Here is a 24747-nt window from a genome sequence, read left to right as displayed (position 1 = left end):
CGAGGCGACCTATGTTACCTGCCCCCCGCCAGCGTCGATGACCGAGGTTTATGGGACCGGGGGCGCGGCAGCGAAGCTGGAGGCCGGAGGGAGGCCATAGTGCAAGACGCCCGAACGCGTCGATCGCGTTCTTTAGCGCGCGGCTCGCCTCGGCGTGCGGCCCTACGCTCCGGCGTTCATCCCCGTGTCGTCACCGGCACGTCCGGTGCTACCGTCACTGGTGCCGCGCTCGCCTCCACCGCCTCGACCGCGTTGTAGCGGATCAGCGTCAGCCCGCCGTCGCCGGGCGCGCGCGGATCGACCGCGTATTCGGTGATCGAGCAGTTGGCGACGTCACCCGCCTTGTCGATGGTCAGGATCTCCGCCTCGCTCAGCCCCTCGATGACATAGCGCAGGCACAGCACGACGACCTGATGCGCGACGATCATCACCGGCTTGCCGCCATGATGCAGCGCCACCGTATCCAGCAGCGCGCGCAGGCGCAGGATCACGTCGCACCAGCTCTCGCCGCCGGGCGGGCGGTGATAGAATTTGCCCAGCTGCGTCCGGAACGCCGCCTGATCGGGATGGTGCGCCGCGATCCCGGCGCGGGTCAGCCCGTCGAGCACACCGAACTCTCGCTCGCGCAGCCGCTCGTCGAGACGTAGCGGCAGGTCGGCGGCGCACCCGCCGGCGTCGCGGAACAGTTCGGCGGTCCGTTGCGCGCGCAGATAGGGGGAGACCAGCAGCACCGCCGGCCGCTCGTCCGCCGCGGCGAACCATCGACCGAGGCCGCGCGCCTGCTCTTCGCCCAGCGGCGACAGCGGCACGTCGACGTCGCGCCCGGTCAGCGCGACCCGCTCCGCGCCCGAGGCATCGGCCGCATCGCGCGCGATGTTGCCCGCGCTCTGGCCGTGTCGGACGAGCCACAGGCGAGAGGGCCAGCGCGACGCGGGCATCAGCGGAGGTGCAGGGGGAGCGGCATCACCGACGAACCAAGCCGGGCAGTCGAGGTTCCTCGCCGACGCGACCCGCCCGGTGCGGGCCGGCCGCGGCGGCCCGTCGGCCGCCGGAGCGCGCGACAAACTTTCGCTGTCCTACAAACAAACCGATATGGTTCATCCGCTTCACCACGATCTATGGAGCACAGCATGGACCCGACCGACCTCATCGACGCCGCCATCGACCGCGAAGGCGGCTATGTCGATCACCCCGCCGATCCCGGCGGCGCCACCCGCTGGGGCATCACGCAAGCGACCGCGCGCGCCGACGGCTATGGCGGCGACATGCGCGAGCTGAGCCGCGCCCGCGCCGCGACGATCTATCGCCGCGTCTATTGGCAGCGCCCGCGCTTCGATCGCATCGCCCAGCGGGCGCCGGCAATCGCCGCCGAGCTGTTCGACACCGGCATCAACATGGGGCCGCCGGTCGCGATCGGCTTCCTCCAGCGTGCGCTCAACGCGCTCAATCGCGGCGCGGTCGACTATCCCGACATTGCCTTGGACGGAATGATCGGGCCGGCAACGATCGGAGCGCTCGACGGCTTCCTCGGTCGGCGCGGGCGGAGCGGCGAGACGGTCCTGCTCAAGGCCGTCGAGGCGCTCCAGGGCGAGCGCTACCTCAGCCTCGCCGAGCGCCGGCCGGCAGCCGAGGCGTTCCTCTACGGCTGGCTGGCTAACCGTATAGGATAAGCGTGCATCGTTTTTGGTGTTACCTTTGCTCACCTTTGGAGACCTGCGATGACCATATTCGACAGCATCATCGGCCCCGTGGCGGGGCTGCTCGACAAGATCATTCCCGATCCCAAGGCACGCGACGCCGCCAAGCTGGAACTGCTCAAGCTCCAGGGCGACCAGGGGCTCGATCAGGTCCGCGTCCAGATGCAGGCGGTGATCGCGGAGGCGCAGTCGCCCGACCCGTGGACCAGCCGCGCGCGCCCCTCCTTTCTCTACGTCATGTACGTGCTGCTGCTGTGGTCGATCCCGATGGGCCTGATCGCTGCCGTCGAGCCGCGCATGGCGAAGGATATCGCGGCGGGCATGACCGCGTATCTGGCCGGCATTCCCGAGCCGCTCTACGCGCTCTTTGGGACCGGGTATCTGGGCTACACGGTCGCGCGCAGCTGGGGAAAGGCGAAGGGTGTCGAAAAGTAGCCGCTATCTCGTCACCCCGGCAGTGAGCCGGGGTCCCGCTGCCTTGCGGCGATCGGGAGGCAGAAAAAAGCGGGATCCCGGCTCAGGGCCGGGATGACGAGGGAGGGGATCTTCGCTCGATCCTAATGAGCCAACGCCGCCAGCCGGCCCATGTCGACCGCCCCGACCGCCGCCTTCAGCGGGTCGATCGACGGCGCGCTGCCCTCCGCCGTCACGGCGAAGCGGCTGGCGATCATGGTCGAGAACTTGCCGCGATGGTCGCTGTTGTCCCATTCCTCGTTGACCATCGTGCCGTTCTGCATCGAGGTCCGCTCATAACCGGTGGCGGTCTGCTTGTTGGTGTTGACGTTGAGCGCGCCGCCCAGCGTCGCCAGGCTGCCCAGCGCGCCGACGTCGGCGACCGACAGCTCGAAGCTCTGATCGCCCGACGTATAGGTGCCCTTGGCGCTGGCGGCTCCGATGCCGCCCGCCGCCCCGCCGGAGCTCTCGACGGTGGTGCGGGTAAAGCCGGCGATGCTGCCCGGCAGCATCGCCTGCAACGCCGCCGGGTCGGCGACATGGCCCCCGTTCGCTCCTGCGCTGCCGGCCGCGACGGTGGTCATGCCGGCATCGGTGGTCTGCGCCGTCCGCTCAGCGTTCGCCGCGATCTGCTGACCGGCGACGGCGAGCCGGTTCAGGTCGATGCTGGTGCCGTCACCGGCGCTGACGCTGCCCAACGTCACGCTGCTGCCCGGCGTGCCCAGCGCGCCGCCGCCGAACGCCATCGCGCCGACGATCGCGGTGACGATCACGCCGATGATGAGATAGGCGACGATGTCCGCGACGATCGTCACGATCGCATAGACCGGCGCCTTGTCGGCGGGCGGCCGCTTCAGGATCGGCAGGCCCACCCAGAACAGGTAGAAGCCATAGATCATTGCCAGCAGCGCCAGGATGCCCAGCGCCGGGATGATGCCCAGCACGCCGGCGATCCAGCCCGGCGTCAGCGAATAGGCGGCGACCTGCATCGACTTGTCGATGTTCTTGGTGCTGCCGAAGTTCGGCGCCAGCAGGTCGATGATGAGCGCCAGTATCCACACGCCCGCCAGCGCGCCGGCATACTGGAACACGGCCGACACGATCGAGGACACCAGCGGCGGATGATAGCGGACGCCGAACGCGCTGATGCCGAATACCTGCATGCCGATCAGGCCGGCGATCGGCCCGATCGCGGCGAGCGGCACCGCCCACTTCGTGAAGGTCGTCATCGCGGGGGTCGGCTCGGCGTCGATGCGCTGCCACTCGGCGGTAGGCTGCGTGATGATGCGCTGGATACGGCCGACCATCCCGCCGCCGGCGGGTGACGGCGGCGGCGTGTAGGGCGGCGGCGGCGGCGTGATCGGCGGCGGGCTGTCGCCCGGAAACTGGCTGGCCATGGAATCGAGTCCCCTCTCGAAGTTCTACCGGCTGCAAGCTGCACCGTTTCGGCTCCGCGCGCCAGCCCGATTGCGTTCGGCGTGCGACGACCCATATCGCCGCCATGAGCGGGAACAGCACAGGCGCGCCGGTCTGGCACGGCACCACGATCGTCTCCGTCCGGCGCAACGGCCGGGTCGTCATCGCCGGCGACGGTCAGGTGACGCAGGGCCAGACGGTGATGAAGCCCAACGCGCGCAAGGTCCGCACGCTGGGGCAGGACGGCGCGGTGATCGCGGGCTTCGCGGGCGCCACCGCCGATGCCTTCACCCTGTTCGAGCGGCTGGAGGCGAAGCTGGAGCGCCACGGCAACCACCTGATGCGTGCTGCGGTCGAGCTGGCGAAGGATTGGCGGACCGACAAATACCTCCGCAACCTGGAGGCGATGATGATCGTCGCCGACAAGGACACCTCGCTGATCCTGACCGGCAACGGCGACGTGCTGGAGCCGGAAGGCGGCATCGCCGCGATCGGCTCCGGCGGCAATTTCGCGCTCGCCGCCGCCCGCGCGCTGGTCGACTACGAACAGGACGCGGAGGTCATCGCGCGCAAGGCCATGGCGATCGCCGCCGAGGTCTGCGTCTACACCAACGACCGGCTCACCGTCGAAGCGCTCGACGCGGCTGTTTGAGAGAACCATGAACGACCAGCTTACGCCAAAGGCGATCGTCGCCGCGCTCGACGCGCATATCATCGGTCAGGCGGACGCGAAGCGCGCCGTCGCGGTGGCGCTCCGCAACCGCTGGCGCCGGCAACAGCTAAGCCCCGATCTGCGCGACGAGGTCACGCCAAAGAACATCCTGATGATCGGGCCGACCGGCTGCGGCAAGACGGAGATCAGCCGCCGGTTGGCGAAGCTCGCCGACGCGCCGTTCGTGAAGGTGGAGGCGACCAAGTTCACCGAAGTCGGCTATGTCGGCCGCGACGTCGAACAGATCGCGCGCGACCTGGTCGAGGAGGCGATCCGGCTGGAGCGCGAACGCCGCCGCATCGCGGTCAAGGACAAGGCGGAGGCCGCGGCGATGGCGCGGCTGCTCGACGCGCTGACCGGCAAGGGTGCCAGCGAAGCGACCCGCGCCGCCTTCGAACAGCGCTTCCGCGACGGCCACCTCGACACCACCGAGATCGAGATCGAACTGGAACAGGCGTCGCAGATGCCGTTCGAGGTGCCCGGCGCGCCGCAGATCGGCATGATCAACCTGTCGGAGATGATGGGCAAGGCATTCGGCGGCGGCCAGACGCTCAAGCGTCGCAAGCTGACCGTCACGCAGGCGTGGGACAAGCTGCGCGAAGAAGAGGCAGACAAGCGCCTCGATCAGGACGACGTCGCGCGCGTGGCGCTGGCGGACGCGGAGGCGAATGGCATCGTCTTCCTCGACGAGATCGACAAGATCGCGATGTCCGAACAGCGCGGCGGCGGCTCGGTCAGCCGCGAGGGCGTCCAGCGCGACCTGCTGCCGCTGATCGAGGGCACCACCGTCGCGACCAAATACGGGCCGATGAAGACCGACCACATCCTCTTCATCGCCTCCGGCGCGTTCCACGTCGCCAAGCCGAGCGATCTGCTGCCCGAGCTACAGGGCCGCCTGCCGATCCGCGTCGAGCTGAAGGGGCTGACCGAGGCGGACTTCGTGGCGATCCTGTCCGACACCAAGGCGTCGCTGATCGCGCAGTACCGCGCGCTGCTGGGCACCGAAGGGGTGAGTATCGACTTCACCGACGACGGCATCGCCGCGGTCGCGCGCATCGCCGCCGAGGTGAACGGCGAGATCGAGAATATCGGGGCGCGCCGGTTGCAGACGGTGATGGAGAAGCTGCTTGAGGATGTGAGCTTCAACGCGGAGGATCGCGGCGGCAGCACGCTGGCGATCGACCGCGCCTATGTGGAGCAGCAACTCGCCGCGATCGCGCGCAACACCGACCTCAGCCGCTTCGTGCTCTAGGGCGTCTTGTCATAGGGTACGAAGCTGGTGAACCGGCACGTCGCGCCCAGGATCGTGCCGCCGCTGCGAACGCGGAATCGATCGTTCCGACAGATCTGCCTGCCGTAAAGCTCGACGATCAGCGCGTCGCCGGTTCGCATGAGGCCGCAGGTGCCGACGGGTCCGGTCTGCCAGATACGGCGGCCGTTCTCGCGATATAGGATGGTGCGGCGGTCGACGATCTCCGGCCCCTGCACGCGATCGAGGTCGATGCATTCGCGCGCCGGTCCCGCCGCCCGACCGGCGAGCGGATCGTCGCGCGCCGCCGTCAGCAGCGCCAGCAACAATACCGCCCGCGCGATCATCGCGCCCGACTGTACGGCACGAAGTCCCCGAACGAGCAGGCACCGATCTGTTGCCGGCTGCTGCGATCCACCACGGTCGCGATGTCGCCGCGACACAGCGAGGTGGAGGGCGTCCGCGTTACGATATAGCCGTTGCTGCCGTACTGCTCGCATCCGCCCGACGTCCGCGTGACGTACCGGACGTCGCCGGGACCAGAGTAGACGATGGTGTCGCCGAACCCGCGTGAGTCACGCGTACGGGTCTGCTCGATACAGCTCTGCGGCTGCCCCGGCGTCAGCCCGGCGAGTTCGCGGTCGAGCGCGGTGCGATAGCCGGCCTGCCGGTCGGCTTGCCGTTGCAGGTCGCCTGCGCTTGGGGTGCAGGCCGCCATGAGCAGCACGGATGGCAGCAGGATACGCATCGCCGTAACTCCTTGGACCGACATCAGAAGTTATCCTTGGCTACGCGCCGTTCGCCGAGTTGTTCCGCGCTGGTCGAACGCATGAAGGGGTTGGTGGCACGCTCACGCCCGATCGTGGTCGGCACCGTCGGCTCGCCCGCTGCGCGCAACGCATCGACCTCACGCACCCGCGCGGCGATGTCGGCGTTGTCGGGTTCGACCGAGGCGGCGAAGCGCGCGTTCGACTGCGTGTATTCATGCCCGCAATAGACCACCGTCGCATCGGGCAGTTCGGCGTAGCGCTGCATGTTGGCGAACATGTCGGCGGGCGTGCCCTCGAACAGCCGGCCGCAGCCCATCGCGAACAGCGTGTCGCCGGTGAAGATCACGCCGTCGTCGGCGAAGTGGAACGCGACATGGCCCTGCGTGTGGCCGGGCACGCGCATCACCTGCGCCGCACGGTCGCCGATCCGCACCGTGTCGCCCTCGGCGATCGGATGATCGACCCGGCCGATCTTGGCCGCTTCCTCGGCGGGCGCGGTAATGGGCGCGGCGAACGCCTCGTTGCCGCCGACATGATCGGGGTGCCAATGCGTGTTCCATACCGCATCCACCGTCCAGCCGCGCGCCGCCGCGGCGTCGAGCAGCGGCGTCGCCTCGCCCGGATCGACCACCACCGTCGTCCCCGACACGTCGTCGTGGAGCAGCCACGCATAATTGTCCGAGAGGACGGGCACCTGGACGATTTCGAGCGGCATCAGCGATACTCCATGGCGGCGAGCGCGGCGGCGCCCAATCCTTCGGTCAGGGTCGTGGCATCCAGCACGCGCGAAAGCGGCGCGGCTTGCCCGGCCCATAAAGGCGAATAGTCGGAGCGGCCCTCGGGTTCCGCCCGCGCGCGCAACGATGCGAGCGCGGCGGCGGCACGGGGAAAGGGCGGGGCGGCGGGGTGGAGCGGCCCGAGCGCGTCGATCACATGGTTGCGGAACCCGCGCGCGGCGCGGCCGGTCAGGACGTTGGTGAACACCGTCTCCCCCGTCTCGCCAAGCCGCGCACGCACGGCGTCGCTGGCCAGGCTCTGCGGCGTGGCGAGATAGGCGGTGCCGATCTGCACGCCTGCCGCGCCCAGCGCGATCGCCGCCCGCACGCCGCGCGCGTCGGCGATGCCGCCCGCCGCGATCACCGGCAGCGCCACCGCGTCGACGATCTGCGGCACCAGCGCCAGCGTGCCGACCGGCCGGTGGCCGTCGAGGAACCAGCCGGCATGTCCGCCCGCTTCGTACCCCTGCGCGACCACCGAGTCGCAGCCATGCGCCGCCAGCCACACCGCCTCCGCCACCGTCGTCGCGCTGGCCAGCACCAGCGCGCCGGTCGCGCGCACCCGCTCGACCAGCGCGGGCGAGGGCAGGCCGAAGTGGAAGGACACGATCGCCGGCCGCACCGCCGCGACGGCGACCGCGTGGTCGGAGCCGAACGGTTCTCGCCCGCCGCCATTGGTCGGCGACGGCGCCACGCCCTCCGCCGCGTGAAACGGCCGGAGCAGCGCCAGCCACGCGGCATCGTCGCCCGGCGGCGGCTCGGCGTGGCAGAAGAAGTTGAGCGCGAGCGGCCCCGCCGCCTGCGCCCGCACCGCCGCCGCCTGCTCGATCAGCGCGCCCGGCGTCACCAGCGCGCCCGGCAGCGATCCGACGCCACCGCCCGCCATGACCGCCGCCGCCAGATCGACTCCGCCCGACCCCGCCATCGGCGCGCCGATCACCGGCACCCGCGCCCCGACCCGTCGCCACAGGTCGGCACCGCCCATCACCAGTGGCCCGGTATTCGGCATCGACGCCCAAGGCTCCGCCGGCGGCTTCGGCCCGTCCGCCTGCAACAGCTCGATCGAGATGTTGTCGGGCGTCCGTACGAACGCCATGTGCCCGTCGCGCGGCGGCCGGTTGATCGTCACGCCCGCATCCTGGAGACGCTGACAGGTCGCGTAGATGTCGTCGACACGATAGGCGAGGTGACCGAAGTTGCGGCCTTCGCCATAGTCCTCCGGGTCCCAATTATGGGTCAGCTCGACCTCCGCCTGCCGCCGATCGCCGAGTTCGGCATGATCCTCGGGCGTGGCGAGGAAGATCAGCGTGAAGCGACCCTTCTCGTTGTCGAGGCGGCGGACTTCCTGAAGCCCGAGCAGCTCGAAAAAGGCGACGGTCTTGGCGGGGTCCGCGACGCGGATCATCGTGTGGAGATAGCGCATAGGCGTCAGATAGGAGGCACGGACGCGAGGTGCCACACCCTTCTTCCCTCTCCTCTGAAGGAGAGGGGAGTCCGCTACCGAAACTGCGCCAGCGCCGCGCTCGCCGCCCTGCCGCTCGGCCCATCGGGTTGCAGCCGCGCCGCCGCCTCCCAGCGCTCCTTCGCCGTCGCCTCCTCGCCCGCCAGCGCGGCGATGTTGCCCCCCTCGACCTGCACCGCCGCATCGTCGGGCGACAGGCGCAGCGCCTCGGCGATGTCGCGAGCGGAACGTGCCGGGTCGCCCATCCGCCGCGCCAGCGTCGCCGACAACAACCACACCAGCGGGTCGGCCGGCACCGCCGCCACCGCCTGATCGAGCACCCGTCGCGCGCCGTCCTGATCCCCGCCCGCGACGGCCGCCCGCGCACGGTCGAGCAGCAGTTCGCCGCGATCGAAGCCGGTCAGCCCCTCGCTCCGGACCAGCGCGGTATCGAGCGCCGTCCCCGCCCGCGCCGCGTCACCCGCCGCCAGCCAGGCATTGCCCGCCTGCGCCCACAGCGGGGCGGACTTCGCCGGTTCGACCTCGGCCGCCGCCGCCTCGAACGCCGCCGCCGCCTCGCGCCAGTGCGCGCCGCCCGCCATCGTCATCGCCTCGCACCGGCGCGCCGCCGCACGCGCGGGCAGCGCGTCGGGGTTGGGGCAGGCAGGCGCGGTCGCCGCCTGGAGCAGCAGGGCTAGTGCGAGCATGCGTCGATCACCTCTTCCACGGCGCGCGTCAGGAGCCGGAGGTCCTCGGGCCGCGACAACCGATGATCGCCTTCCTTGGCGAGGCAGCACTGCACGTCCGCTGAACCGAGCAGCTCGGCGAGGTGCGCGGTGCGATGCCACGGCACATCGGGGTCGCGCATGCCCTGGATCAGCCGCACCGGACCGGTAAAGGCGATGGGGCCGAACATCAGCCGGTTCGCCTCGCCCGACGACCAGAAGCCGCGCATGTAGACGATGGGGGCGGAGCCGTACCGGTTCGGGCGTTCGAGCCGGCCATGCTGGAGAAGGTGCATCTTCTCCTCGGTGGTGAAGCCCCAGTCGGTGAAGTCGGGCGCCGGCGCGACGCCGACCAGCCCGACGACCCGCTCCCGCCGGGCGAGCGCGACCAGCAGCATCAGCCAGCCGCCCATCGACGAGCCGACCAGCACCACCGGCCCGTCGATCAGCTCGTCGATCAGCGCCAGCGCGTCGTCGCGCCAGTCCGCCAGCGTCTGTTCCTCGAACGCCCCCTCGCTCTCGCCGCAGCCGGCATAGTCGAAGCGGACGAAGGCCCGGTCGTTCGCCTTGGCCCATGCCTCGAGCGCCAGCGCCTTGGTGCCGGTCATGTCGGAGGTATAGCCGGGCAGGAACACCACCGTCGGCGTGGCGCCGGCCGTGTGGTGATAGGCGAGGCGCGGGCGGGGGATGGTCATCGTCGGTACTCTACCGTCCGCGTGCGGCGTTCTGAAGCCCCCCCTAACGCCGTCATCCCGGCCTTGAACCGGGATCCCGCTTCTTCTTCGAAGTGGTGGAAAGCGGGACCCCGGTTCAAGGCCGGGGTGGCAGAGATACCACCCGTCAGAATCGCCAGCCCGACTCCTCCTTCGTGCCCCGGCAGATGTTCTTCAGCGCCGCCCATTGCGCCGCGTCCAGCGCCGGGCGGTAGGTCGCCTTCGCATCCCGGCTCGCCGCGAACGCCGCTGCGCGGTCGGCGGAGACCGGGTGCGTGTTGAGATAGGCGAGCATCCGCTCCGGCCCCTCCGCCCCCTTGCCCAGCCGGCGGAAGAAAGCGGCGGTGGCGGCGGGCGAGATCGCCGCATCGCGCAGCAGCCCCATCGCATAGCCGTCGGCATTCTGCTCCGCGCGCCTTGCGAGTATAGGCGGTTGCGAGCAGCGCATTGGTATAGCCGCCGACATGCCCTTCGAACCCGCCGAGCAGTACCGACAGCCCCAACTGCCGCACCAGCGCCTCCGTCACGTCGTGGTGGCGGACATGGCCCAGTCTCGTGCCCGATCACGCCGGCGACCTCGTCCGCCGATTGCGCCGCCTTTTGCAACAGCCCGTCGAAGATCGACGATGCGGCCCACCCGGCAGCGTCACCGCATTGACCATCTGGAGGCTTGCACGACATGCACCTCCAGCGTCGGGTCGGCATCGTCGATACGGCCGCACCAGCGCGTTCAGCGCCGCCTGGCCCGCCGGGTCGTTGCAGCCGTTGCGTCCGAAGTCGCCGACCATCATGTCGCCCAAGCGCCGCTCGACCGAGGCGGGGACCAGCCGCGCGACCAGCGCCGGGGTCCGCAGTACGATCGCGACGGTGATCGCCGCCAGGCAGGCGAAGATCGCGCTCGCCCGCCACAGCCCGAACCGGTCGACCCAGCGGCCGTAGCGCTGCTCGCCCGGCAGCTTCGCCGCGACGGCGGCGGGGGGTGGGTCGACGAAGCCGAGCCGCCAGCCATTGACGCCCTTCAGGCCATAGCTGGTCCGGCCGGCATCGGCATGGCCGGCGATCAGGTCGGCCCAGGCGAACGGCCCGGTTTCGCCGCCATGCCCGTCCGCTTGGCCGTGCAGGCGAAAAACGTCGCCCTCGTCGACCAGCACCGCCTCGCGGCGCAGCGCCGAGCGGCCGTCGTAATGCCAGACCAGCGGGCCGTCGGGCGCGTCCTCGTCCACTTCAGAACGCGCCGACGTCGAAGGCGTCGAGCAACCCCTCGCCCTGGCCCGGTTCGCGCGTGGTCGACTGGGTGAAGTCCTCCAGCACCACCTCGCCATAGGCCTGCGCGTGGGCGACGAAGAACGCCCAGTTGCGATAGGGTACGAAGATATATCCCACCCCCAGCGTCGCCAGCGTCAGCCCGACATTGCCGAGGTAGAGCAGCACCCAGTCCTTGGTCCGCGCGGTGAAGCCGAAGCGCAGCTGGCCGAGGCTGAGGCTGCCCGCCGCCTCGCGGAAGAAGGCGGCGTAATAGGTCATCGCCACCAGCCCGAGCAGCACGAAGAACAGCAGGTAGAGCACGACTGCCCCGACGATGATCGCCGCTATCGTGCCGCCGCTGGTCGGACCGCCCGAGAAGCTTCCAGTCGCCGCGCCGATGCCGCCGAGGATGGCGGCGATCGCGAACAGCAGGATGAAGATGATGGTCGGCGAGAAGTAGAACAGCAGGTAACGCCCGAACACGTTGCGCCACTCCGCCCGGCCCTGGAAGCGCAGCGAGCCGAAGCTCATCGCGCCCCAGCGCTCGTTCCACAGCTTGGTCATCGACCACGGCACCATCAGGCCCAGCGCCAGATAGCCGACGATGGTGCGCCAGAAATGGCTCCAGCCATAGGCGAAGCCCTGGTCGTCGCTGCCGCCGCGGATGCCGTGCCACCAGGTGCGGCTGAGCCGATAGCGGACCGCGCGGAACACGGCGACGCCGACCAGATAGATGAGCAGCAGGTAGATGCCGGCCACGATCAGGACCGCCAGACCCGTATGCCCCCGCATCAGCGCGCCCCGTCATCACGAACTGGACAAGGCCGAGCGGCACGAAGAAGAAGACGATGGCCAGGATATAGCCGATGAACAGCTCAAGCCCGGTTCCCGAATATTCCAGCCGGTCGTCGATGAAGCGCGTGCGGCTCCACAGATAGCGTCGCGTCCGCGCGCGCGCCCAGAATGAATACACCCCCAGCGTCACGATCGTCAGTAGCAGGTTGGTGAAGGCGATCGGCGCATATTCGCGCCAGCTGCCGGAAAAGCCGAAGGCGCTCTCGCCCCCGGCGGCTTCGTCGATCATGCGTGAACCCCTCCGTCGCGCGATCGTGAGTGCGCGAGGGAGGGGCGTAGCGTCAACGGGTTACGGCGGCTTTACTTCAGAAACGCATCGACCGCCGCCGCAAACGCCGCGGGTTGATCCAGCATCACGAAATGGCCGCTGTCGCCGATGTCGGCAAAGCTGACGTGCGGCGCCGCGGCATATTGCCGGCGATAGAAGGGGTCAGCCATCTCCTTGGTCGGTCCACCCGCGTTCCACGGATAGACCACCGTGATCGGCGTCACGATCGATGCGAGCGCCGGACGCAGGTCAGTGGTCAGATCCTCGTAGATCGCCTCGCCGGTCACCCGTGCATCGGCGGCGGCGGCCCAGCGCTGCATCGTCGCGATGCTGTCCGGCTTGATCGCCAGCCCCTTCGTCTGCGCGGCCAGCGTCGCGGGGTCGGCCGGCTTGCCATAGGCCGCAGCGATGCGGTCGCGCATCGTCCGCGCCTGCGGCTCCACCATCGCGACGGTCGGGTCCACCCCCGGTGGCGCCATCAGTACGGCGAAGAACGGCAGCGAGTCGACGATCATCAGCCTGCCGACATCGGCAGGGTGCTGCTTCGCCAGCATCATGCCAAGCAGCCCGCCCCATCGAGTGGCCGATCACCGCCGTGCCGGTGAGCCGGTTCGCGGCCAGATAGCTGTGCAGATCGGCGACGACGCCGTCGAGCAGCCCAGGCTGCAGGTTCGCGCCCGGCGCGTCGCCGCCGAAGCCGTTGACCTGGACCAGGATTACGCGGTGACCACGCGCGATTTCCGGCGAGATCCCGGCCCACACCTCGCGCGGCGAGGCGAGGCCGGGAATCATCACCACCGGGCTGCCCCGGCCCATCGTCGTGATCGTGATGTGGGGCAGGGTGGTAGCGGGGCCGGCCGCCGCCGTAGCGGCTTGCGCGTGACAGACGTGCGGCTGGAACACCGTGGCCATGGTGAGGGCGGACGCGGCGAGGCGGAGCTTGAGGTGCGAGATCATGTCAGTTCTCCTTGGATGGGCTGGTGAAGCATTGCTCGATCGCGAGCCCGAACAGCTCGGCGATGCGAAAGGCGAGGGGGAGGGAGGGGTCGTAGCGCCCCGTCTCGATGGCGTTGACGCTCTGGCGGGAGACGCCGAGCTGCTCGGCGAGGAACTGCTGGCTCCAGCCGCGCTCGCCGCGCAGGTCGCGAAGGTGGTTGGTCATGCCGCCCCCCGCCGGGCCGCCAGCCCGTTGATGCACGCGCCGAGACCGAGGCCGGCGAACCAGACCACCGCGACGTAATAGGCGTCGACGTGGCGCACGAGCCCGAAATTCTCCAGGAACCCCCAGGCGGTGGCGATCGCCATCGCCAGCCCGGTCGCGATCAGCGCCTGGCGCACCATCTGGTCGCGCAGATACTCGTCGCTCTCCTCGACCAGATAGCGGCCGATGGTGACGAAGAAGCCGATCACCGGCACCGCCGGCGCCAGCGCCACCGGCCAGGCGAGCGGGCCGGCGATCAGATGGTGCTTGAACAGATAGACCGCCGCGAACAGGCAGGCGGCATAGACCAGGCTGAGCAGCAGGATGCGCCGGTTGTAGCGGCGGAGCGCGGGAGAGGCGGGGAACATCGCGAATCGTCCTTGTTGTTGGCAAGGACGCTTTACATGGAAAGCAGACTTTACGTCAAGTGGGCTTTACAACTTTGGCCCTTGGCTCGGCAAAGGTGAGCAAAGGTTACACCAAAATGCGTCGGACACGCGCCGCAGCCCCTCCTCAACGAAAGGCGATAGATAGGCGGGAACAGAACAGTGCCGCATCGCGGCATGGTGATCGCCGGAGCGCATGTAGGACAGCGAAACCCGCCGCTTAGATCACATACTCGACGGTCATCATCTGCGTCTGCGCGGCGCGGGCGGCGGTGCGCTTGGCGACGAGTTCGGCGTGGAGGTCGCGGACCGTGTCGCTGCCGGCGGTCTTGAACACGAACGGCAGCGCGCCGTGGAGCATGCAGGCGACGCCGCCGCGCGTCAGCCGCCAGCCGAAGCGCGTCGCCACGCCGAAGTGATCGACATAGGTCTCGCCGACCGAGGCCGGATGATCGGTGAACAGCGCGCGCAACATGGAGCCTCCTGGTCGAGGTTACCTTGTATCACGTCCCAGCCGTTCCGCCACCCCCGCCAGCAGCCGCCGGGCGAGCTGGCCCAGCGTATCGTCGCGCGCGCCCATCACGACGATGCGGTCGCCCGGCCGGGCCGCGGCGACCAGCGCGGCGGCGGCGTCCTCGCGGTCGGCGAGGTAGCGCGCGTCGCGGCCGCGCGCGACGAGGTCGGCGGCGAGGTCGCCGCTGCCGACCTCCCGCGCGACGGTGCCGCCGTGGTAGACGGGATCGGGGAGCACGAGCACGTCGTCGGGCGCCAGTCCGGCCACGAAGGCGTCGGCGAGGTCGTGGCGGAGCTGCTTCAACGGGCCCGTAACCGTGCGGCTGGAACAGGATGAGCAGCCGTCCGGGGAAGGCGCGCAATGTCGCCAGCGTGGCGGCGATCTTGTCGGGGTTGTGGCCGAAATCGTCGATCACCGCGACGCCCTCCGCCCCGTCGCCGACGGTGCCGATCAGCTCGAAGCGCCGGCCGAGACCCGTAAAGTCTTCGATCGCGGCGGCGGCGTCGGCGAGCGGGACGCCGGCCGCGACCGCCGCGCCGATCGCCGCGAGCGCATTGGCGACGTTGTGCGCGCCGGGGACTTTCAGACGGACGCGCCGTACGTCCCCGCTCGCGTGCAGATCGAAGCCGATCGCGAAGGGTTCGGGAGTCAGATTGTGTGCCGACAGGTCGGCGTCGTCGTCGACCGCCACGGTCACCACCCGTTGCGACCGGACGGCCAGCGTCGCTGCCTCAACATCGCCGATATTGACCACCGCCGTCCCGCGCCCGCGCGACGAAGCCGCCGAACAGGTCGCGCAATTCGTCCAGCTCCTTGTGGTCGCGGCTGACGTTGTTGAGCACCGCCACGCCCGGCCGATACAGCGCGATCGAGCCGTCGCTCTCGTCGACCTCGCTGACGAAGACGTCGCCGTCGCCGACCAGCGCGCTCGCGAACGGCGCGTCGGCGCGCGCGAAGTTCGCCATCACCGCGCCGTTCATCACCGTCGGATCGCGGCCGAGCGCGTGGAGTATCCACGCGATCATGCCGGTGACCGTCGATTTGCCGCTCGTCCCCGCCACCCCGATCGAGATCGCCGCCGCGTTGAACAGCGTCGCGTTCAGCTCCGCGCGCGTCATCCGGGCGCAGCCGAGCCGCGCGGCGGCGGCGATGTCGGGCACGCTGTCCTCGACCGCGGCCGACGCGACGACGGTCTGGTCGGGCGAGACGACGCCGCTGCCGTCCTGCGCGTGGAGCGCGATGCCGGCGTCGCGGAGCATGTCGAACTTGGCCGGCACGCGGCCCGCGTCGAGCGAGCGGTCCGATCCCTCCACCCGCGCGCCGCGCCCGGCGAGGATCAGCGCCAGCGGCATCATCCCCGAGCCGCCGATGCCGACGAAGAAGTAGCGTTTGCCGTTCACCATGGCCGCGCGCTATCGCGGCTGGATGGGCAGCGGGCAAGCGGGGCGAGCGAAGTGAAGATCGGCGTCCTCGCCGCGTCCAGCGTCGGCAACCCCGACGCGATCCCCCCGGTCAGCGCGTTCGCCGCCGTCGCCTATCCGGAGGTCGACCTGCAATTCCACCCGCAGGTGTTCGAGCGCGCCGGGCATTTTGCGGGGACCGACGAGGTCCGCGCGGCGGCGTTCCTGGAGTTCGCCAACGATTCCGGCATCGACGCGATCTGGTTCCTGCGCGGCGGCTATGGTTCCAATCGCATCCTGTCGCGGATCATGCCCAGGCTCGGCCCGGCGGCGCGGCACAAGACGTATCTGGGCTATTCCGACGTCGGCTTTCTGCTCGGGGCGCTCTATGCGCGGCGGATCGGCCGGCCGGTGCACGGGCCGATGGCGAGCGACATCCGCCGCCAGCATGGCGACGAGACGGTCGCGCGGTCGCTGGGCTGGATGGCGCGGGGCGAGCGGGCCGGGCTGGAGCCGGGGCTCGGCGGACGGCCGTCCGTGGCGTTCAACCTCACCATCCTGACCGCGCTGATCGGCACGCCGTATCTGCCCGACCTCGCCGACCACGTCCTGATCGTCGAGGAGGTGTCGGAGGCGATGTATTCGATCGACCGGATGCTGTTCCAGCTGGCGCACGCGACGCAGCTGAAGGGGATCGCGGGGGTGCGGCTGGGCGCGTTGACCGACGTCCAGGCCAACGATCCCCCCTGGGGCGAGGAGCCGGACGCGATGATGACGCGCTGGTGCGGCGAGATGGGGGTGCCGTATCTCGGGCGCGCCGAGATCGGGCACACGCAGGCGAACCGGGTGGTGCCGTTCGGGATGGCGTGAGAGCGGTGGGTGCCGATGCCGTTGCGGCATCCATGGTCGGTGCTCGCCAGCGGCACGCCGCTCGTGGTGCGGGCATCGCGTGGCTGCCGAAACAAGTTCAGCATGACGAGAACGGACGAGAGTGCTACGCTTCCCTCGATGACGTTCCGCCCGCGCCCGCGAACTAGCCGCTGAGCCGCCGCCCGCACGGTCGGGCCGCGCGCTTGCGTCTTTCATCCCAGACACTTTAGGCGGGCCGCGCCCGTCAGCTATGGAAACCCCCATGTCAGCGATGTTAAAGATTTCGCTCCCCGACGGCTCGGTGCGCGAGGTCGCGCCCGGCAGCACGCCCGCCGATATCGCCGCCGCGATCGGGCCGGGATTGGCGAAGGCGGCGATCGCGGCGCGGGTGGACGGCGATCTGCGCGATCTGTCGCGGCCGTTCGAGGGCGATGCGTCGCTGGCGCTGGTCACGGCGCGCGACGAGGCGGATGCGCTGGAGCTTGCGCGCCACGATTTCGCGCACGTCATGGCGGAAGCGGTGCAGAATCTGTTTCCGGGCACGCAGATCACCTTCGGCCCGGCGACGGCGGACGGCTTCTACTACGACTTCGCGCCGCCGATGATCGACGGAAAGCCGCGGCAATTCACCGACGAGGACCTGCCCGCGATCGAGGCGGAGATGCGGGCGATCATCGCGCGCAACGAGCCGTTCGTGCGCGAGGTCTGGAGCCGAGAGCAGCTGATCGAGACGTGGCAGCGGCAGGGCGAGACGTTCAAGGCGCAATGGGCCGCCGAGCTGCCCGATAACGAGGAGCTGACGATCTATCGCCAGGGCGCGTGGCTCGACATGTGCCGGGGGGCCGCACATGCCGTCGACGGGCCGCCTCGATCCGCAGGCGTTCAAGCTGACGCGCGTGTCGGGCGCCTATTGGCGCGGCGATCAGAACAACGCGATGCTGTCGCGCGTCTACGGCACCGGCTGGCTCAACAAGAAGCAGCTCGACGCGCATCTGACGATGCTGGAGGAGGCCGCCAAGCGCGACCATCGCCGGATCGGGCAGGAGATGGACCTCTTCCACCTCCAGTCGGAGGCGCAGGGCAGCGTGTTCTGGCACCCCAACGGCTTCATCCTGTGGCGTCAGCTGGAGGCGTATATGCGCCGGCGGCTGGACGCGGCGGGCTATCAGGAGGTCAAGACGCCGCAGCTGATGGACGCACGCCAGTGGGAGCAGTCGGGCCATTGGGGCAAGTATCGCGAGAACATGTTCGTCGTCCCCGACGAGATCCCCAATGCGGACCGACGAGGGCGCGATCCTGTCGGGCGACGCCGACCTGATGGCGCTCAAGCCGATGAACTGCCCGGCGCACGTCCTGATCTTCCGCCAGGGGATCAAATCGTATCGCGACCTGCCGATCCGGATGGCGGAGTTCGGCTGCTGCCACCGCAACGAGCCGCACGGCGCGCTGCACGGCATCATGCGCGTGCGTCAGTTCACGCAGGACGACGCGCACCTGTTCGTGCGCGAGGACCAGCTGGTCGGCGAGGTGGCGGCGTTCATCGACCTGCTCGACTCGATCTATCGCGACCTCGGCTTTTCGGATTACGCCGTGAAGCTGGCGCTGCGGCCCGACAAGCGGTTCGGCGACGATGCGATGTGGGACAAGTCGGAGGACGAGCTGCGCCGCGCGGTCGGCGTCTCGAACCTGCCGCAAGCGATCAAGGACGCGTTCGAGGAGCTGCCGGGCGAGGGGGCATTCTATGCGCCGAAGCTGGAGTTCCACCTGACCGACGCGATCGGGCGGACGTGGCAGGTCGGCACGATGCAGTCCGATCGCGTGCTGCCCGAGCGGCTCGACGCGAGCTATGTCGGCGACGACGGCGAGCGGCATCGCCCGGTGATGCTCCACCGCGCCATCCTGGGCACGTTCGAGCGCTTCATCGGCATCCTGATCGAGCACCACGCCGGTCGCTTCCCGCTCTGGCTGGCGCCGGTGCAGGCGGTGGTCGCGACGATCGTGTCGGACGCCGACGGCTATGCGGGCGAGGCGGCGGCGGCGCTGCGCGCGGCGGGCATCCGCGTCGACACCGATCTCCGCAACGAGAAGATCAACTACAAGGTCCGTGAGCACAGCCTCGCCAAGGTCCCCGTGCTGCTCGTCGTCGGCAAGCGCGAGGCGGAGGAAGGCACCGTCGCCATCCGCCGTCTGGGGTCGCAGGCGCAGCAGGTGATGCCGTTGGGCGAGGCGGTGGCGATGCTGCGGGCGGAGGCGACGCCGCCCGACCTCGTCTGACCGGGCCTGACCGGCACCGGCGCCGTCGCTTTTTGATCCCGTCGCCATACCGCCCGTGACGATCCGGGCGCACCCGCGAAGGGGCAGGAGAGCGACTCATGGCGGACTTCATCGATCTCAAGGTCGGCACCGGCGTCGGACCGGTCCACCTCAACCGCTTTCGGACGGTGATCGAACCGACGCCCGGACGCGCGATGCCCAGCGGCCGCGATCTGGCCGCGGGTATGCCCGGCTTCATGGACGCGCGCACTGCCAGCGTCGTGGTGGATGCGGGTCACGTGTGGGCGGGTGAATCGACCCTCCTGTTCCGCGGCGTCGCACGGGTGCGCCCGTTCGCCGTGCTGCCGATCATCCCGATCCCGCCCGGCCTGCTGCCGGTGCCGGACGGCTGGGGCATTCCGGTGCCGGCGCAGATCCGCGACTGGATGATGCCCGACATCCACACCGACAGCGTCGGCTATGCGGCACCGCCGAAATCCGACGCCTTCACCGTCCAGACGTTGAAGCGGCTGTTCAAGACGGGCGACGATCACACGATCGAGGTGCTGATCGAGACCACCGTGCTCGGCATGCTCGGCAGCTACCTGCTTACCAATCCCGTCACCGCGGGCCTGGCACCGATGCTGCTGATCCCCTCGGTCCGAAAGGCGATCGCGGGGCCGCTCGTCGATTACGCCGTCGATATCAACCAGCATCACTTCCTCGCGGGCCGCCGGTCGTTCCGCATGGGCACGGCCGCCGACTATGGCCTGCCCGGCAGCAACTGGGTGTTCGAGACGGCGGCGGTGGAGCGTTACTCGCACGAGGTGTTCCGCAAGACGACCGACATCGTCATGGGCGGGGCCGCCGCGACGGTGACGCCGGTCTGGTTGCAGATGGGCGCGCGGGTCGCGTCGGCTTATGGTCGTCAGGTCGGCCCGATCACGCACAGCAGCTCGGAAGTCGCGAACGTCGCGCTGGTCGCGGGCGACCCCGCCTATCGCTCGATCGCCACGCTCCACGCCGACCTGCTGCCATGATCCGCACGCACCCTTTCGCCGAGGGGCATGAACAGCTATATCGGCGCCTTCATTCCCGTAAGGAGCCCTACCTATCCGTCCTCCCATGATCCGCCGACCGATGCAGCCCGCCATGAACGGTCCGCGATTCAACGAGTTCATCGTCAGCCCCAAGGTCCGGGTGATCGACCATGAGGGCGAAAATCTCGGCGTGATGTACACGCGCGAGGCGATGGCGCAGGCGCAGGAGCTGGGGCTCGACCTAGTGGAGGTGTCGCCCAACGCCGACCCGCCCGTCGCCAAGTTCCTCGACGTCGGCAAGTTCAAGTACGAGGCGCAGAAAAAGGCGAACCTCGCGCGCAAGTCGCAGAAGACGCAGGAGATCAAGGAGATCAAGATGCGTCCGAACATCGACGACCACGACTACGACACCAAGATGAAGAAGGTGCAGGAGTTCATCGGCGAGGGCGACAAGGTGAAGGTCACGATGCGCTTCCGTGGCCGCGAGCTGAGCCACGGCAACCTCGGCATGGCGGTGTTGCAGCGGGTGGCGGAGGCGACCAACGAGATCGCCAAGGTCGAGGCCTATCCGCGCATGGAAGGCCGGCAGATGCTGATGGTGCTGTCGCCCAAGTGAAATAGCTAAGCTATTTCACGTCGTGCGGGCGACGTCGGCCGGCGGGTCGCATAGCGAACCCGACCGACGACGCGGCTTCGCCGCGGCGCGGCCTGCGATGGCGGAAACGCGGCTAGTCGCAGCCACCGCCTGAGTCGCCGCCCCGGCTCAGTCGCTGCCGCCGTCGTCACCCCCGCCGTCGCTCCACGACGCGGTGCCGTCGCTGCTGTCGTCGCGTCGCGGTCCGTTCCGCGTCTGGACCTCGCCCCAGATCGAGAACACCGCCAGCGCCCCGAGGCCGCCGAACAGCAGCAACGGGATCACGCCGGCGGCTCCCACAGTTCGATCGCGTTACCCTCGGGATCGTGGATGCGCGCGAAGCGGCCGGTGCTGGGATCGTTCCATTCCGGCTTGGTGACGACCTCGATCCCCGCCGCGCCGAGACTCGCGATCAGCGCGTCCAGCTCGCTGACGCGCAGGTTGAGCATCCACTGTTTGTCCGCCGCGAAGTAATCCGTGTCGGCCTTGAACGGCGCGAACACCGTCGGCCCCCCTTGCGCGTTCCACGTCCACTCGCCCGCTTCCTCGACGGGGTCGGGCGAGCAGCCGGGGCCGACGTTCAGATGCTCGCGATACCAGGCGCCGAGCGCATCGGGGTCGCGCGCGCGGAAGAACAGGCCACCGATTCCGAGGACGGGCATCGTCGCATCTCCTAGGCGGCCAGTTCCTGTTCCTCGCCCGCGGCCGCCGCGGCGAGGCGGCGTTCCAGCGTCTTCAGCCGGGCGCTGCCGTCGACCTTATCGCCGGTCAGGTCGGTGAGATAGAAGGTATCCACCGCCCGCTCGCCATAGGTCGCGACATGCGCGGAGTGGATCGTCACCTTCGACTGGAACAGCGCATGCGCCAGCTGGTTGAGCAGCGCCGGCCGGTCGCGCGCGTTGACCTCCACCACCGTGAACCGGTTCGACGCGCGGTTGTCGATCAGCACGTTGGCCTGGATCGCAAAGGCGTCGGCGCGCGGCCGGGCGGCGGGCTTCGCCACCAGCCGGTCGACCAGCTTGCCGCGATTGGCGAGCGCGTCCTCCACCATGGTCTTCAGCCGTGCGAGCTGCCCCGCATCGTCGAACGGCCGTCCCCACGGGTCCTGCACCAGGAAATTGTCCACCGCCATGCCGTCGCGCGTGGTGTGGATGCGCGCGTCGATGATGTTGCCGCCGGCGACGTGGATCGCGCCGGCGATGCGATAGAACAGCCCCGGATGATCGGCGGCGTAGATGGTGACCAGCGTCGCGCCGCGGCCCGGATAGACCTGCGCGTCGATCGCCAGCGAGGCGTCGGCGTGCGCGGCGATGAAGCGGGCGTTGTGCGCGAGCACGTCGTCGGGCTCGGCCACCCAATAGGCTTCGGGAAAGCGCCGGACGAACGCGGCGAACCGCGCGCCGTCCCAGCCCAGCGCCGCCTGCAGCGCCTCCTGCCGGCCCGCGATCCGCTCGATCCGCCCGCGCTGCTTGTGGCCCAGCCGCAGCACCTCCTCGCCCGCCTCGTACAGGTCGGCGAGCAGCTGGCGCTTCCACCCGTTCCACACGCCCGGCCCGACCGCGCGGATGTCGACGATGGTCAGCACCAGCAGCAGCCGCAGCCGCTCCGGGCTCTGCACCAGCTCGGCGAAGTCGAGGATCGTCTTGAAGTCCGACAGGTCGCGCTTGAACGCGGTCGCCGACATCAGCAGGTGATGGCGGACCAGCCAGGCGACCGTCTCCGTCTCCGCCGCCGACAGGCCGAAGCGCGGGCACAGCCGCTCGGCGACGGCGGCGCCCAGCACCGAATGATCGCCGCCGCGGCCCTTGGCGATGTCGTGGAGCAGCACCGCGACGTACAGCACGCGCCGCGACACGATCTGCTTGACGATCGCCGCGCCCAGCGGATGGTCCTCGTCCAACAGCCCGCGCTCGATCTGCGACAGCAGGCCGATGGCGCGGATGGTGTGCTCGTCGACGGTGTAGTGGTGGTACATGTCGAACTGCATCTGCGCGACGACGCGGCCGAAATCGGGCACGAAGCGGCCGAACACGCCCGCCTCGTTCATCCAGCGCAGCACCAGTTCCGGGTCGCGCGGGCTGGTCAGCACGTCGAGGAACAGCGCGTTGGCGCGCGGATCGGCGCGATACTCGTCGATCAGCTTGGCGTCACGCGACGCGGCGCGGATCGTCAGCGGATGGATTTCCAGCCCCTCGCGATCGGCGAGCGCGAACAGCTCCAGCAGCCGCACCGGATCGTCGGCGAAGAAGTCGTCGCGCGGTGCCGCCAGCCGTCCCGGTCCAGCCGAAAGCCGCGCAGCCGGCGCGGGCTGCGGCGGATCGCGGGCAGCCACGACCGCCAGCCGCGCACCGCCGACTGCTCCTCCAGATGCGCGAGGAAGACGCCGGTCAGGTCGCCGACCGTCTTCGCCTGGAGGAAATAGAATTGCATGAACCGCTCGACCGCCGATTTGCCCGGCCGGTCGGCGAAGCGCATCCGCGTCGCCACCTCGCGCTGGACGTCGAAGGTCAGGCGGTCCTCCGCCCGGCCCGCGATCAGGTGGAGGTGACAGCGCACCGCCAGCAGGAAATCGTCGGCGGCGTGGAAGCGGCGGTATTCGGCGCGGGTGAACAGGCCCTTGTCGACCAGCTCGGCGGCGCGCGTGACGTCGTAGACGTACTTGCCGATCCAGAACAGCGCGTGGAGGTCGCGCATCCCGCCCTTGCCCTCCTTGATGTTGGGTTCGACGACATAGCGGGTGTCGCCCATCTTGCGGTGGCGCGCGTCGCGTTCGGCGAGCTTGTCGGCGACGAACTGGCGTTCCGAGCCGCGCTGCACCTCCGCCTTGAACCGGCCCTGCGCCTCGTCGCGGAGCAGGGCGTCGCCGGCGACGTAGCGCGCCTCAAGCAGCGCGGTGCGGACCGTCACGTCCGCCTTGGCCTGACGGATCATCTCGTCCAGCGAGCGGTCGACTGGCCCAGCTTCAGGCGCAGGTCCCACAGCATGTAGAGCATCGATTCGATGACCTGTTCGCCCCAGCCGGTCTGCTTGCCGGGCGTGACGAAGGCGATGTCGACGTCCGAATGCGGCGCCATCTCGCCCCGGCCATAGCCGCCGACCGCGAGCAGCAGCAGCCGCTCGCCGCTGGTCGGGTTGTGCGACGGGTGCAGCCGCTGCGTCGCGAAGCCGAACAGCGCCTGCAGCACCGCGTCGATCAGATAGGCACCCCGCGTTCGCCGCCTCCAGCCCGCGCGACGGATGCGCGGCGAGGCGGCGCGCGATCTCCTCGCGCCCGGCCGCCAGCGCCTCGGCGAGCAGCGCCACCGCCGCCCGCCGCAGCGCCGGCCGCTCGCCATCGGGCAGCGCCAGCAGCGCGTCCGCCAGCCCGCGTCGATCGACGATCGCGCGGCGGTGGGGCAGGTGGTCGAAACGGCCGGACATGGCCACGAGGCATAGCCGCGCGGTCGATCCGGCGCAAAGTGGACGCACACCGTAGTAACTTCGCGCCGGGTTAACTATGACCACCCGACGTCATCGCGAGCGACTCCATGACCGTCCCGCCCCACCGTCCACGGCTGTCCGACATCCAGCCGCCCAAGCTGTACACCGCGGGCGCGACGCTCCGGCGCGGCTACCCGCTGGGCCCGGCGGACACGCGCGAGGAAGAACGGCTGCGCGGCTTGCTGGAAGGCAAGGAACCGACCGACGACCCCGAGGGCGAGGAGGTGACGCGCTTCTCGCCCGGCAAGCCGATGGCGGAATAGAGCGCCGACAGCTCGCCCCCTTATCCCGCCGCAATGATTCCGAGTGTCAGGCAGCGCTTGATCGACATCGCTGGCGGGGTGAAGACGTTCCCGATTGCGGATGCTCAACCGCGAAAGTCGCGGTTTGACGACGGGTCGGCATTGACGCCCGTAGCCCTGCGAAAGAGGGTGGCGCGATGCTAAGAGCGCCCAATGCAAAAACGCCGCTTCGTAGCCTAATTCTGCGATCCGTCTACGCTCTTTGCTTGGCGGGTGCGACCTACAATCATTGGTCCGCTATATATCATCACGGGTTAGATTGGGACTATGGAGGATTTCCGCGAGCGAGTGCCACGTTCTGGACGGCGTTGGCCTTCGTTGACCCCGCCGCCGTCATCCTTTTGTGT

At 69.6% G+C, this 24747-nt stretch carries 25 protein-coding genes and 6 pseudogenes; 9 read left to right on the top strand and 22 right to left on the bottom strand.

Translation table 11 applies throughout. The features are described from left to right. Nucleotides 1-176: 176 nt before the first annotated feature. A complete protein-coding gene (locus tag ACOFKS_RS08165) occupies nt 177-938 on the bottom strand; it encodes a histidine phosphatase family protein (protein WP_419808752.1) in 762 nt (253 codons plus the stop codon). A 192-nt stretch (nt 939-1130) separates the two neighbouring features. Here ACOFKS_RS08165 and ACOFKS_RS08160 point away from each other — a divergent pair, with 192 nt between their 5' ends. Both ACOFKS_RS08160 and ACOFKS_RS08155 read left to right on the top strand, forming a co-directional pair. Continuing rightward, nucleotides 1131-1670, top strand: coding sequence for a glycoside hydrolase family 108 protein (locus ACOFKS_RS08160; RefSeq protein WP_419808751.1), 540 nt, complete (start codon nt 1131-1133; stop codon nt 1668-1670). A 48-nt stretch (nt 1671-1718) separates the two neighbouring features. Further along, nucleotides 1719-2132, top strand: a complete 414-nt coding sequence (locus tag ACOFKS_RS08155) for a holin family protein (RefSeq protein WP_419808750.1) — start codon at nt 1719-1721, stop codon at nt 2130-2132. A gap of 122 nt (nt 2133-2254) precedes the next feature. On the opposite strand, the gene ACOFKS_RS08150 is transcribed toward ACOFKS_RS08155, so the two are convergent. Then, on the bottom strand, nt 2255-3547 hold the full coding sequence (locus tag ACOFKS_RS08150) for a Yip1 family protein (protein ID WP_419808749.1): 1293 nt from the start codon (nt 3545-3547) through the stop codon (nt 2255-2257). Nucleotides 3548-3651: 104 nt separating this feature from the next. On the opposite strand from ACOFKS_RS08150, the gene hslV reads away from it, so the two are divergent. Further along, on the top strand, nt 3652-4218 hold the full coding sequence (hslV, locus tag ACOFKS_RS08145; protein ID WP_419808748.1) for an ATP-dependent protease subunit HslV: 567 nt from the start codon (nt 3652-3654) through the stop codon (nt 4216-4218). Nucleotides 4219-4225: 7 nt separating this feature from the next. Next, nucleotides 4226-5530 (top strand): ATP-dependent protease ATPase subunit HslU, encoded by a 1305-nt coding sequence (hslU, locus tag ACOFKS_RS08140; protein WP_419808747.1) that lies wholly within the window; start codon nt 4226-4228, stop codon nt 5528-5530. On the opposite strand, the gene ACOFKS_RS08135 is transcribed toward hslU, so the two are convergent. The 17 genes and pseudogenes from ACOFKS_RS08135 to ACOFKS_RS08055 form a co-directional block, all read right to left on the bottom strand. Beyond that, complete coding sequence (locus ACOFKS_RS08135) at nt 5527-5874, bottom strand: hypothetical protein (RefSeq protein ID WP_419808746.1); 348 nt, start codon at nt 5872-5874, stop codon at nt 5527-5529. The genes hslU and ACOFKS_RS08135 overlap by 4 nt on opposite strands. Beyond that, complete coding sequence (locus tag ACOFKS_RS08130; protein ID WP_419808745.1) at nt 5871-6275, bottom strand: hypothetical protein; 405 nt, start codon at nt 6273-6275, stop codon at nt 5871-5873. Before ACOFKS_RS08130 ends, ACOFKS_RS08135 begins: the two co-directional genes overlap by 4 nt. 23 nt (nt 6276-6298) lie before the next feature. Then, nucleotides 6299-7012, bottom strand: a complete 714-nt coding sequence (gene gloB / locus ACOFKS_RS08125; RefSeq protein ID WP_419808744.1) for a hydroxyacylglutathione hydrolase — start codon at nt 7010-7012, stop codon at nt 6299-6301. Beyond that, a complete protein-coding gene (locus ACOFKS_RS08120; RefSeq protein ID WP_419809272.1) occupies nt 7012-8058 on the bottom strand; it encodes an NAD(P)H-dependent flavin oxidoreductase in 1047 nt (348 codons plus the stop codon). The genes gloB and ACOFKS_RS08120 overlap by 1 nt, the downstream gene beginning before the upstream one ends. Before the next feature lie 9 nt (nt 8059-8067). Beyond that, a pseudogene (locus ACOFKS_RS08115) lies at nt 8068-8496 on the bottom strand (VOC family protein); the annotation flags it as partial. 74 nt (nt 8497-8570) lie between these two features. After that, nucleotides 8571-9221 carry a tetratricopeptide repeat protein gene (locus ACOFKS_RS08110; protein ID WP_419808743.1) on the bottom strand — a complete coding sequence of 217 codons (651 nt, stop codon included), beginning with the start codon at nt 9219-9221 and terminating at the stop codon, nt 8571-8573. Next, complete coding sequence (locus ACOFKS_RS08105; protein ID WP_419808742.1) at nt 9209-9934, bottom strand: alpha/beta hydrolase; 726 nt, start codon at nt 9932-9934, stop codon at nt 9209-9211. The genes ACOFKS_RS08110 and ACOFKS_RS08105 overlap by 13 nt, the downstream gene beginning before the upstream one ends. A 145-nt stretch (nt 9935-10079) precedes the next feature. Next, nucleotides 10080-10400 carry a M48 family metalloprotease gene (locus tag ACOFKS_RS08100; RefSeq protein WP_419808741.1) on the bottom strand — a complete coding sequence of 107 codons (321 nt, stop codon included), beginning with the start codon at nt 10398-10400 and terminating at the stop codon, nt 10080-10082. A gap of 115 nt (nt 10401-10515) precedes the next feature. Continuing rightward, nucleotides 10516-11175, bottom strand: a complete 660-nt coding sequence (locus tag ACOFKS_RS08095; RefSeq protein ID WP_419808740.1) for a hypothetical protein — start codon at nt 11173-11175, stop codon at nt 10516-10518. Nucleotide 11176: 1 nt separating this feature from the next. Continuing rightward, a complete protein-coding gene (locus tag ACOFKS_RS08090; RefSeq protein WP_419808739.1) occupies nt 11177-11989 on the bottom strand; it encodes a DUF898 family protein in 813 nt (270 codons plus the stop codon). 91 nt (nt 11990-12080) lie between these two features. Then, a pseudogene (locus tag ACOFKS_RS08085) lies at nt 12081-12281 on the bottom strand (DUF898 family protein); the annotation flags it as partial. A 71-nt stretch (nt 12282-12352) separates the two neighbouring features. Further along, on the bottom strand, nt 12353-12877 hold the full coding sequence (locus ACOFKS_RS08080; protein WP_419808738.1) for an alpha/beta fold hydrolase: 525 nt from the start codon (nt 12875-12877) through the stop codon (nt 12353-12355). 73 nt (nt 12878-12950) lie between these two features. Then, nucleotides 12951-13112: pseudogene (locus ACOFKS_RS08075) on the bottom strand (alpha/beta hydrolase); the annotation flags it as partial. Nucleotides 13113-13278: 166 nt separating this feature from the next. After that, entirely contained in the window at nt 13279-13482 is a 204-nt protein-coding gene (locus ACOFKS_RS08070) for a helix-turn-helix transcriptional regulator (protein WP_419808737.1), read from the bottom strand. Further along, the gene (locus ACOFKS_RS08065) at nt 13479-13889 is read right to left on the bottom strand and encodes a hypothetical protein (RefSeq protein WP_419808736.1); all 411 of its coding nucleotides are present in this window, start codon (nt 13887-13889) and stop codon (nt 13479-13481) included. Before ACOFKS_RS08065 ends, ACOFKS_RS08070 begins: the two co-directional genes overlap by 4 nt. Before the next feature lie 238 nt (nt 13890-14127). Further along, nucleotides 14128-14382, bottom strand: a complete 255-nt coding sequence (locus ACOFKS_RS08060) for a DUF6356 family protein (RefSeq protein WP_419808735.1) — start codon at nt 14380-14382, stop codon at nt 14128-14130. 18 nt (nt 14383-14400) lie between these two features. Next, nucleotides 14401-15824: pseudogene (locus ACOFKS_RS08055) on the bottom strand (glutamate ligase domain-containing protein). A 51-nt stretch (nt 15825-15875) separates the two neighbouring features. Here ACOFKS_RS08055 and ACOFKS_RS08050 point away from each other — a divergent pair. The 4 genes and pseudogenes from ACOFKS_RS08050 to infC all read left to right on the top strand — a co-directional run bounded on the left by ACOFKS_RS08050 (nt 15876) and on the right by infC (nt 20600). After that, a complete protein-coding gene (locus ACOFKS_RS08050) occupies nt 15876-16691 on the top strand; it encodes an LD-carboxypeptidase (RefSeq protein WP_419808734.1) in 816 nt (271 codons plus the stop codon). Between the two features lie 262 nt (nt 16692-16953). Further along, a pseudogene (gene thrS, locus ACOFKS_RS08045) lies at nt 16954-18965 on the top strand (threonine--tRNA ligase). 98 nt (nt 18966-19063) lie between these two features. Further along, entirely contained in the window at nt 19064-19984 is a 921-nt protein-coding gene (locus ACOFKS_RS08040; protein ID WP_419808733.1) for a hypothetical protein, read from the top strand. An 85-nt stretch (nt 19985-20069) separates the two neighbouring features. Further along, on the top strand, nt 20070-20600 hold the full coding sequence (gene infC, locus ACOFKS_RS08035; RefSeq protein WP_419808732.1) for a translation initiation factor IF-3: 531 nt from the start codon (nt 20070-20072) through the stop codon (nt 20598-20600). 147 nt (nt 20601-20747) lie between these two features. On the opposite strand, the gene ACOFKS_RS08030 is transcribed toward infC, so the two are convergent. The 3 genes and pseudogenes from ACOFKS_RS08030 to ACOFKS_RS08020 form a co-directional block, all read right to left on the bottom strand. Then, nucleotides 20748-20903, bottom strand: coding sequence for a hypothetical protein (locus ACOFKS_RS08030; protein ID WP_419808731.1), 156 nt, complete (start codon nt 20901-20903; stop codon nt 20748-20750). After that, the gene (locus tag ACOFKS_RS08025; RefSeq protein ID WP_419808730.1) at nt 20900-21280 is read right to left on the bottom strand and encodes a VOC family protein; all 381 of its coding nucleotides are present in this window, start codon (nt 21278-21280) and stop codon (nt 20900-20902) included. Before ACOFKS_RS08025 ends, ACOFKS_RS08030 begins: the two co-directional genes overlap by 4 nt. Before the next feature lie 11 nt (nt 21281-21291). Beyond that, nucleotides 21292-24038, bottom strand: a pseudogene (locus ACOFKS_RS08020) ([protein-PII] uridylyltransferase). Between the two features lie 107 nt (nt 24039-24145). On the opposite strand from ACOFKS_RS08020, the gene ACOFKS_RS08015 reads away from it, so the two are divergent. Beyond that, the gene (locus ACOFKS_RS08015; RefSeq protein WP_419808729.1) at nt 24146-24361 is read left to right on the top strand and encodes a hypothetical protein; all 216 of its coding nucleotides are present in this window, start codon (nt 24146-24148) and stop codon (nt 24359-24361) included. Nucleotides 24362-24747: the final 386 nt, after the last annotated feature.

The sequence above is a fragment of the Sphingomonas sp. genome (genome assembly GCF_965200135.1).
Lineage (GTDB): Bacteria > Pseudomonadota > Alphaproteobacteria > Sphingomonadales > Sphingomonadaceae > Sphingomonas.
The sequence above is the reverse complement of the archived record's forward strand: the minus strand, read 5'-3'. Positions and strand labels throughout refer to the sequence as shown.

Bases quoted from the DNA above. Each gene is read 5' to 3' on its own strand.
- ACOFKS_RS08165 (WP_419808752.1), bottom strand. From the start codon at position 938: ATGCCCGCGTCGCGCTGGCCCTCTCGCCTGTGGCTCGTCCGACACGGC.
- ACOFKS_RS08160 (WP_419808751.1), top strand. From the start codon at position 1,131: ATGGACCCGACCGACCTCATCGACGCCGCCATCGACCGCGAAGGCGGC.
- ACOFKS_RS08155 (WP_419808750.1), top strand. From the start codon at position 1,719: ATGACCATATTCGACAGCATCATCGGCCCCGTGGCGGGGCTGCTCGAC.
- ACOFKS_RS08150 (WP_419808749.1), bottom strand. From the start codon at position 3,547: ATGGCCAGCCAGTTTCCGGGCGACAGCCCGCCGCCGATCACGCCGCCG.
- hslV (WP_419808748.1), top strand. From the start codon at position 3,652: ATGAGCGGGAACAGCACAGGCGCGCCGGTCTGGCACGGCACCACGATC.
- hslU (WP_419808747.1), top strand. From the start codon at position 4,226: ATGAACGACCAGCTTACGCCAAAGGCGATCGTCGCCGCGCTCGACGCG.
- ACOFKS_RS08135 (WP_419808746.1), bottom strand. From the start codon at position 5,874: ATGATCGCGCGGGCGGTATTGTTGCTGGCGCTGCTGACGGCGGCGCGC.
- ACOFKS_RS08130 (WP_419808745.1), bottom strand. From the start codon at position 6,275: ATGCGTATCCTGCTGCCATCCGTGCTGCTCATGGCGGCCTGCACCCCA.
- gloB (WP_419808744.1), bottom strand. From the start codon at position 7,012: ATGCCGCTCGAAATCGTCCAGGTGCCCGTCCTCTCGGACAATTATGCG.
- ACOFKS_RS08120 (WP_419809272.1), bottom strand. From the start codon at position 8,058: ATGGGCGGTGCCGACCTGTGGCGACGGGTCGGGGCGCGGGTGCCGGTG.
- ACOFKS_RS08110 (WP_419808743.1), bottom strand. From the start codon at position 9,221: ATGCTCGCACTAGCCCTGCTGCTCCAGGCGGCGACCGCGCCTGCCTGC.
- ACOFKS_RS08105 (WP_419808742.1), bottom strand. From the start codon at position 9,934: ATGACCATCCCCCGCCCGCGCCTCGCCTATCACCACACGGCCGGCGCC.
- ACOFKS_RS08100 (WP_419808741.1), bottom strand. From the start codon at position 10,400: ATGCGCTGCTCGCAACCGCCTATACTCGCAAGGCGCGCGGAGCAGAAT.
- ACOFKS_RS08090 (WP_419808739.1), bottom strand. From the start codon at position 11,989: ATGCGGGGGCATACGGGTCTGGCGGTCCTGATCGTGGCCGGCATCTAC.
- ACOFKS_RS08080 (WP_419808738.1), bottom strand. From the start codon at position 12,877: ATGATGCTGGCGAAGCAGCACCCTGCCGATGTCGGCAGGCTGATGATC.
- ACOFKS_RS08070 (WP_419808737.1), bottom strand. From the start codon at position 13,482: ATGACCAACCACCTTCGCGACCTGCGCGGCGAGCGCGGCTGGAGCCAG.
- ACOFKS_RS08065 (WP_419808736.1), bottom strand. From the start codon at position 13,889: ATGTTCCCCGCCTCTCCCGCGCTCCGCCGCTACAACCGGCGCATCCTG.
- ACOFKS_RS08060 (WP_419808735.1), bottom strand. From the start codon at position 14,382: ATGTTGCGCGCGCTGTTCACCGATCATCCGGCCTCGGTCGGCGAGACC.
- ACOFKS_RS08040 (WP_419808733.1), top strand. From the start codon at position 19,064: ATGGCGGACTTCATCGATCTCAAGGTCGGCACCGGCGTCGGACCGGTC.
- infC (WP_419808732.1), top strand. From the start codon at position 20,070: ATGATCCGCCGACCGATGCAGCCCGCCATGAACGGTCCGCGATTCAAC.
- ACOFKS_RS08025 (WP_419808730.1), bottom strand. From the start codon at position 21,280: ATGCCCGTCCTCGGAATCGGTGGCCTGTTCTTCCGCGCGCGCGACCCC.
- ACOFKS_RS08015 (WP_419808729.1), top strand. From the start codon at position 24,146: ATGACCGTCCCGCCCCACCGTCCACGGCTGTCCGACATCCAGCCGCCC.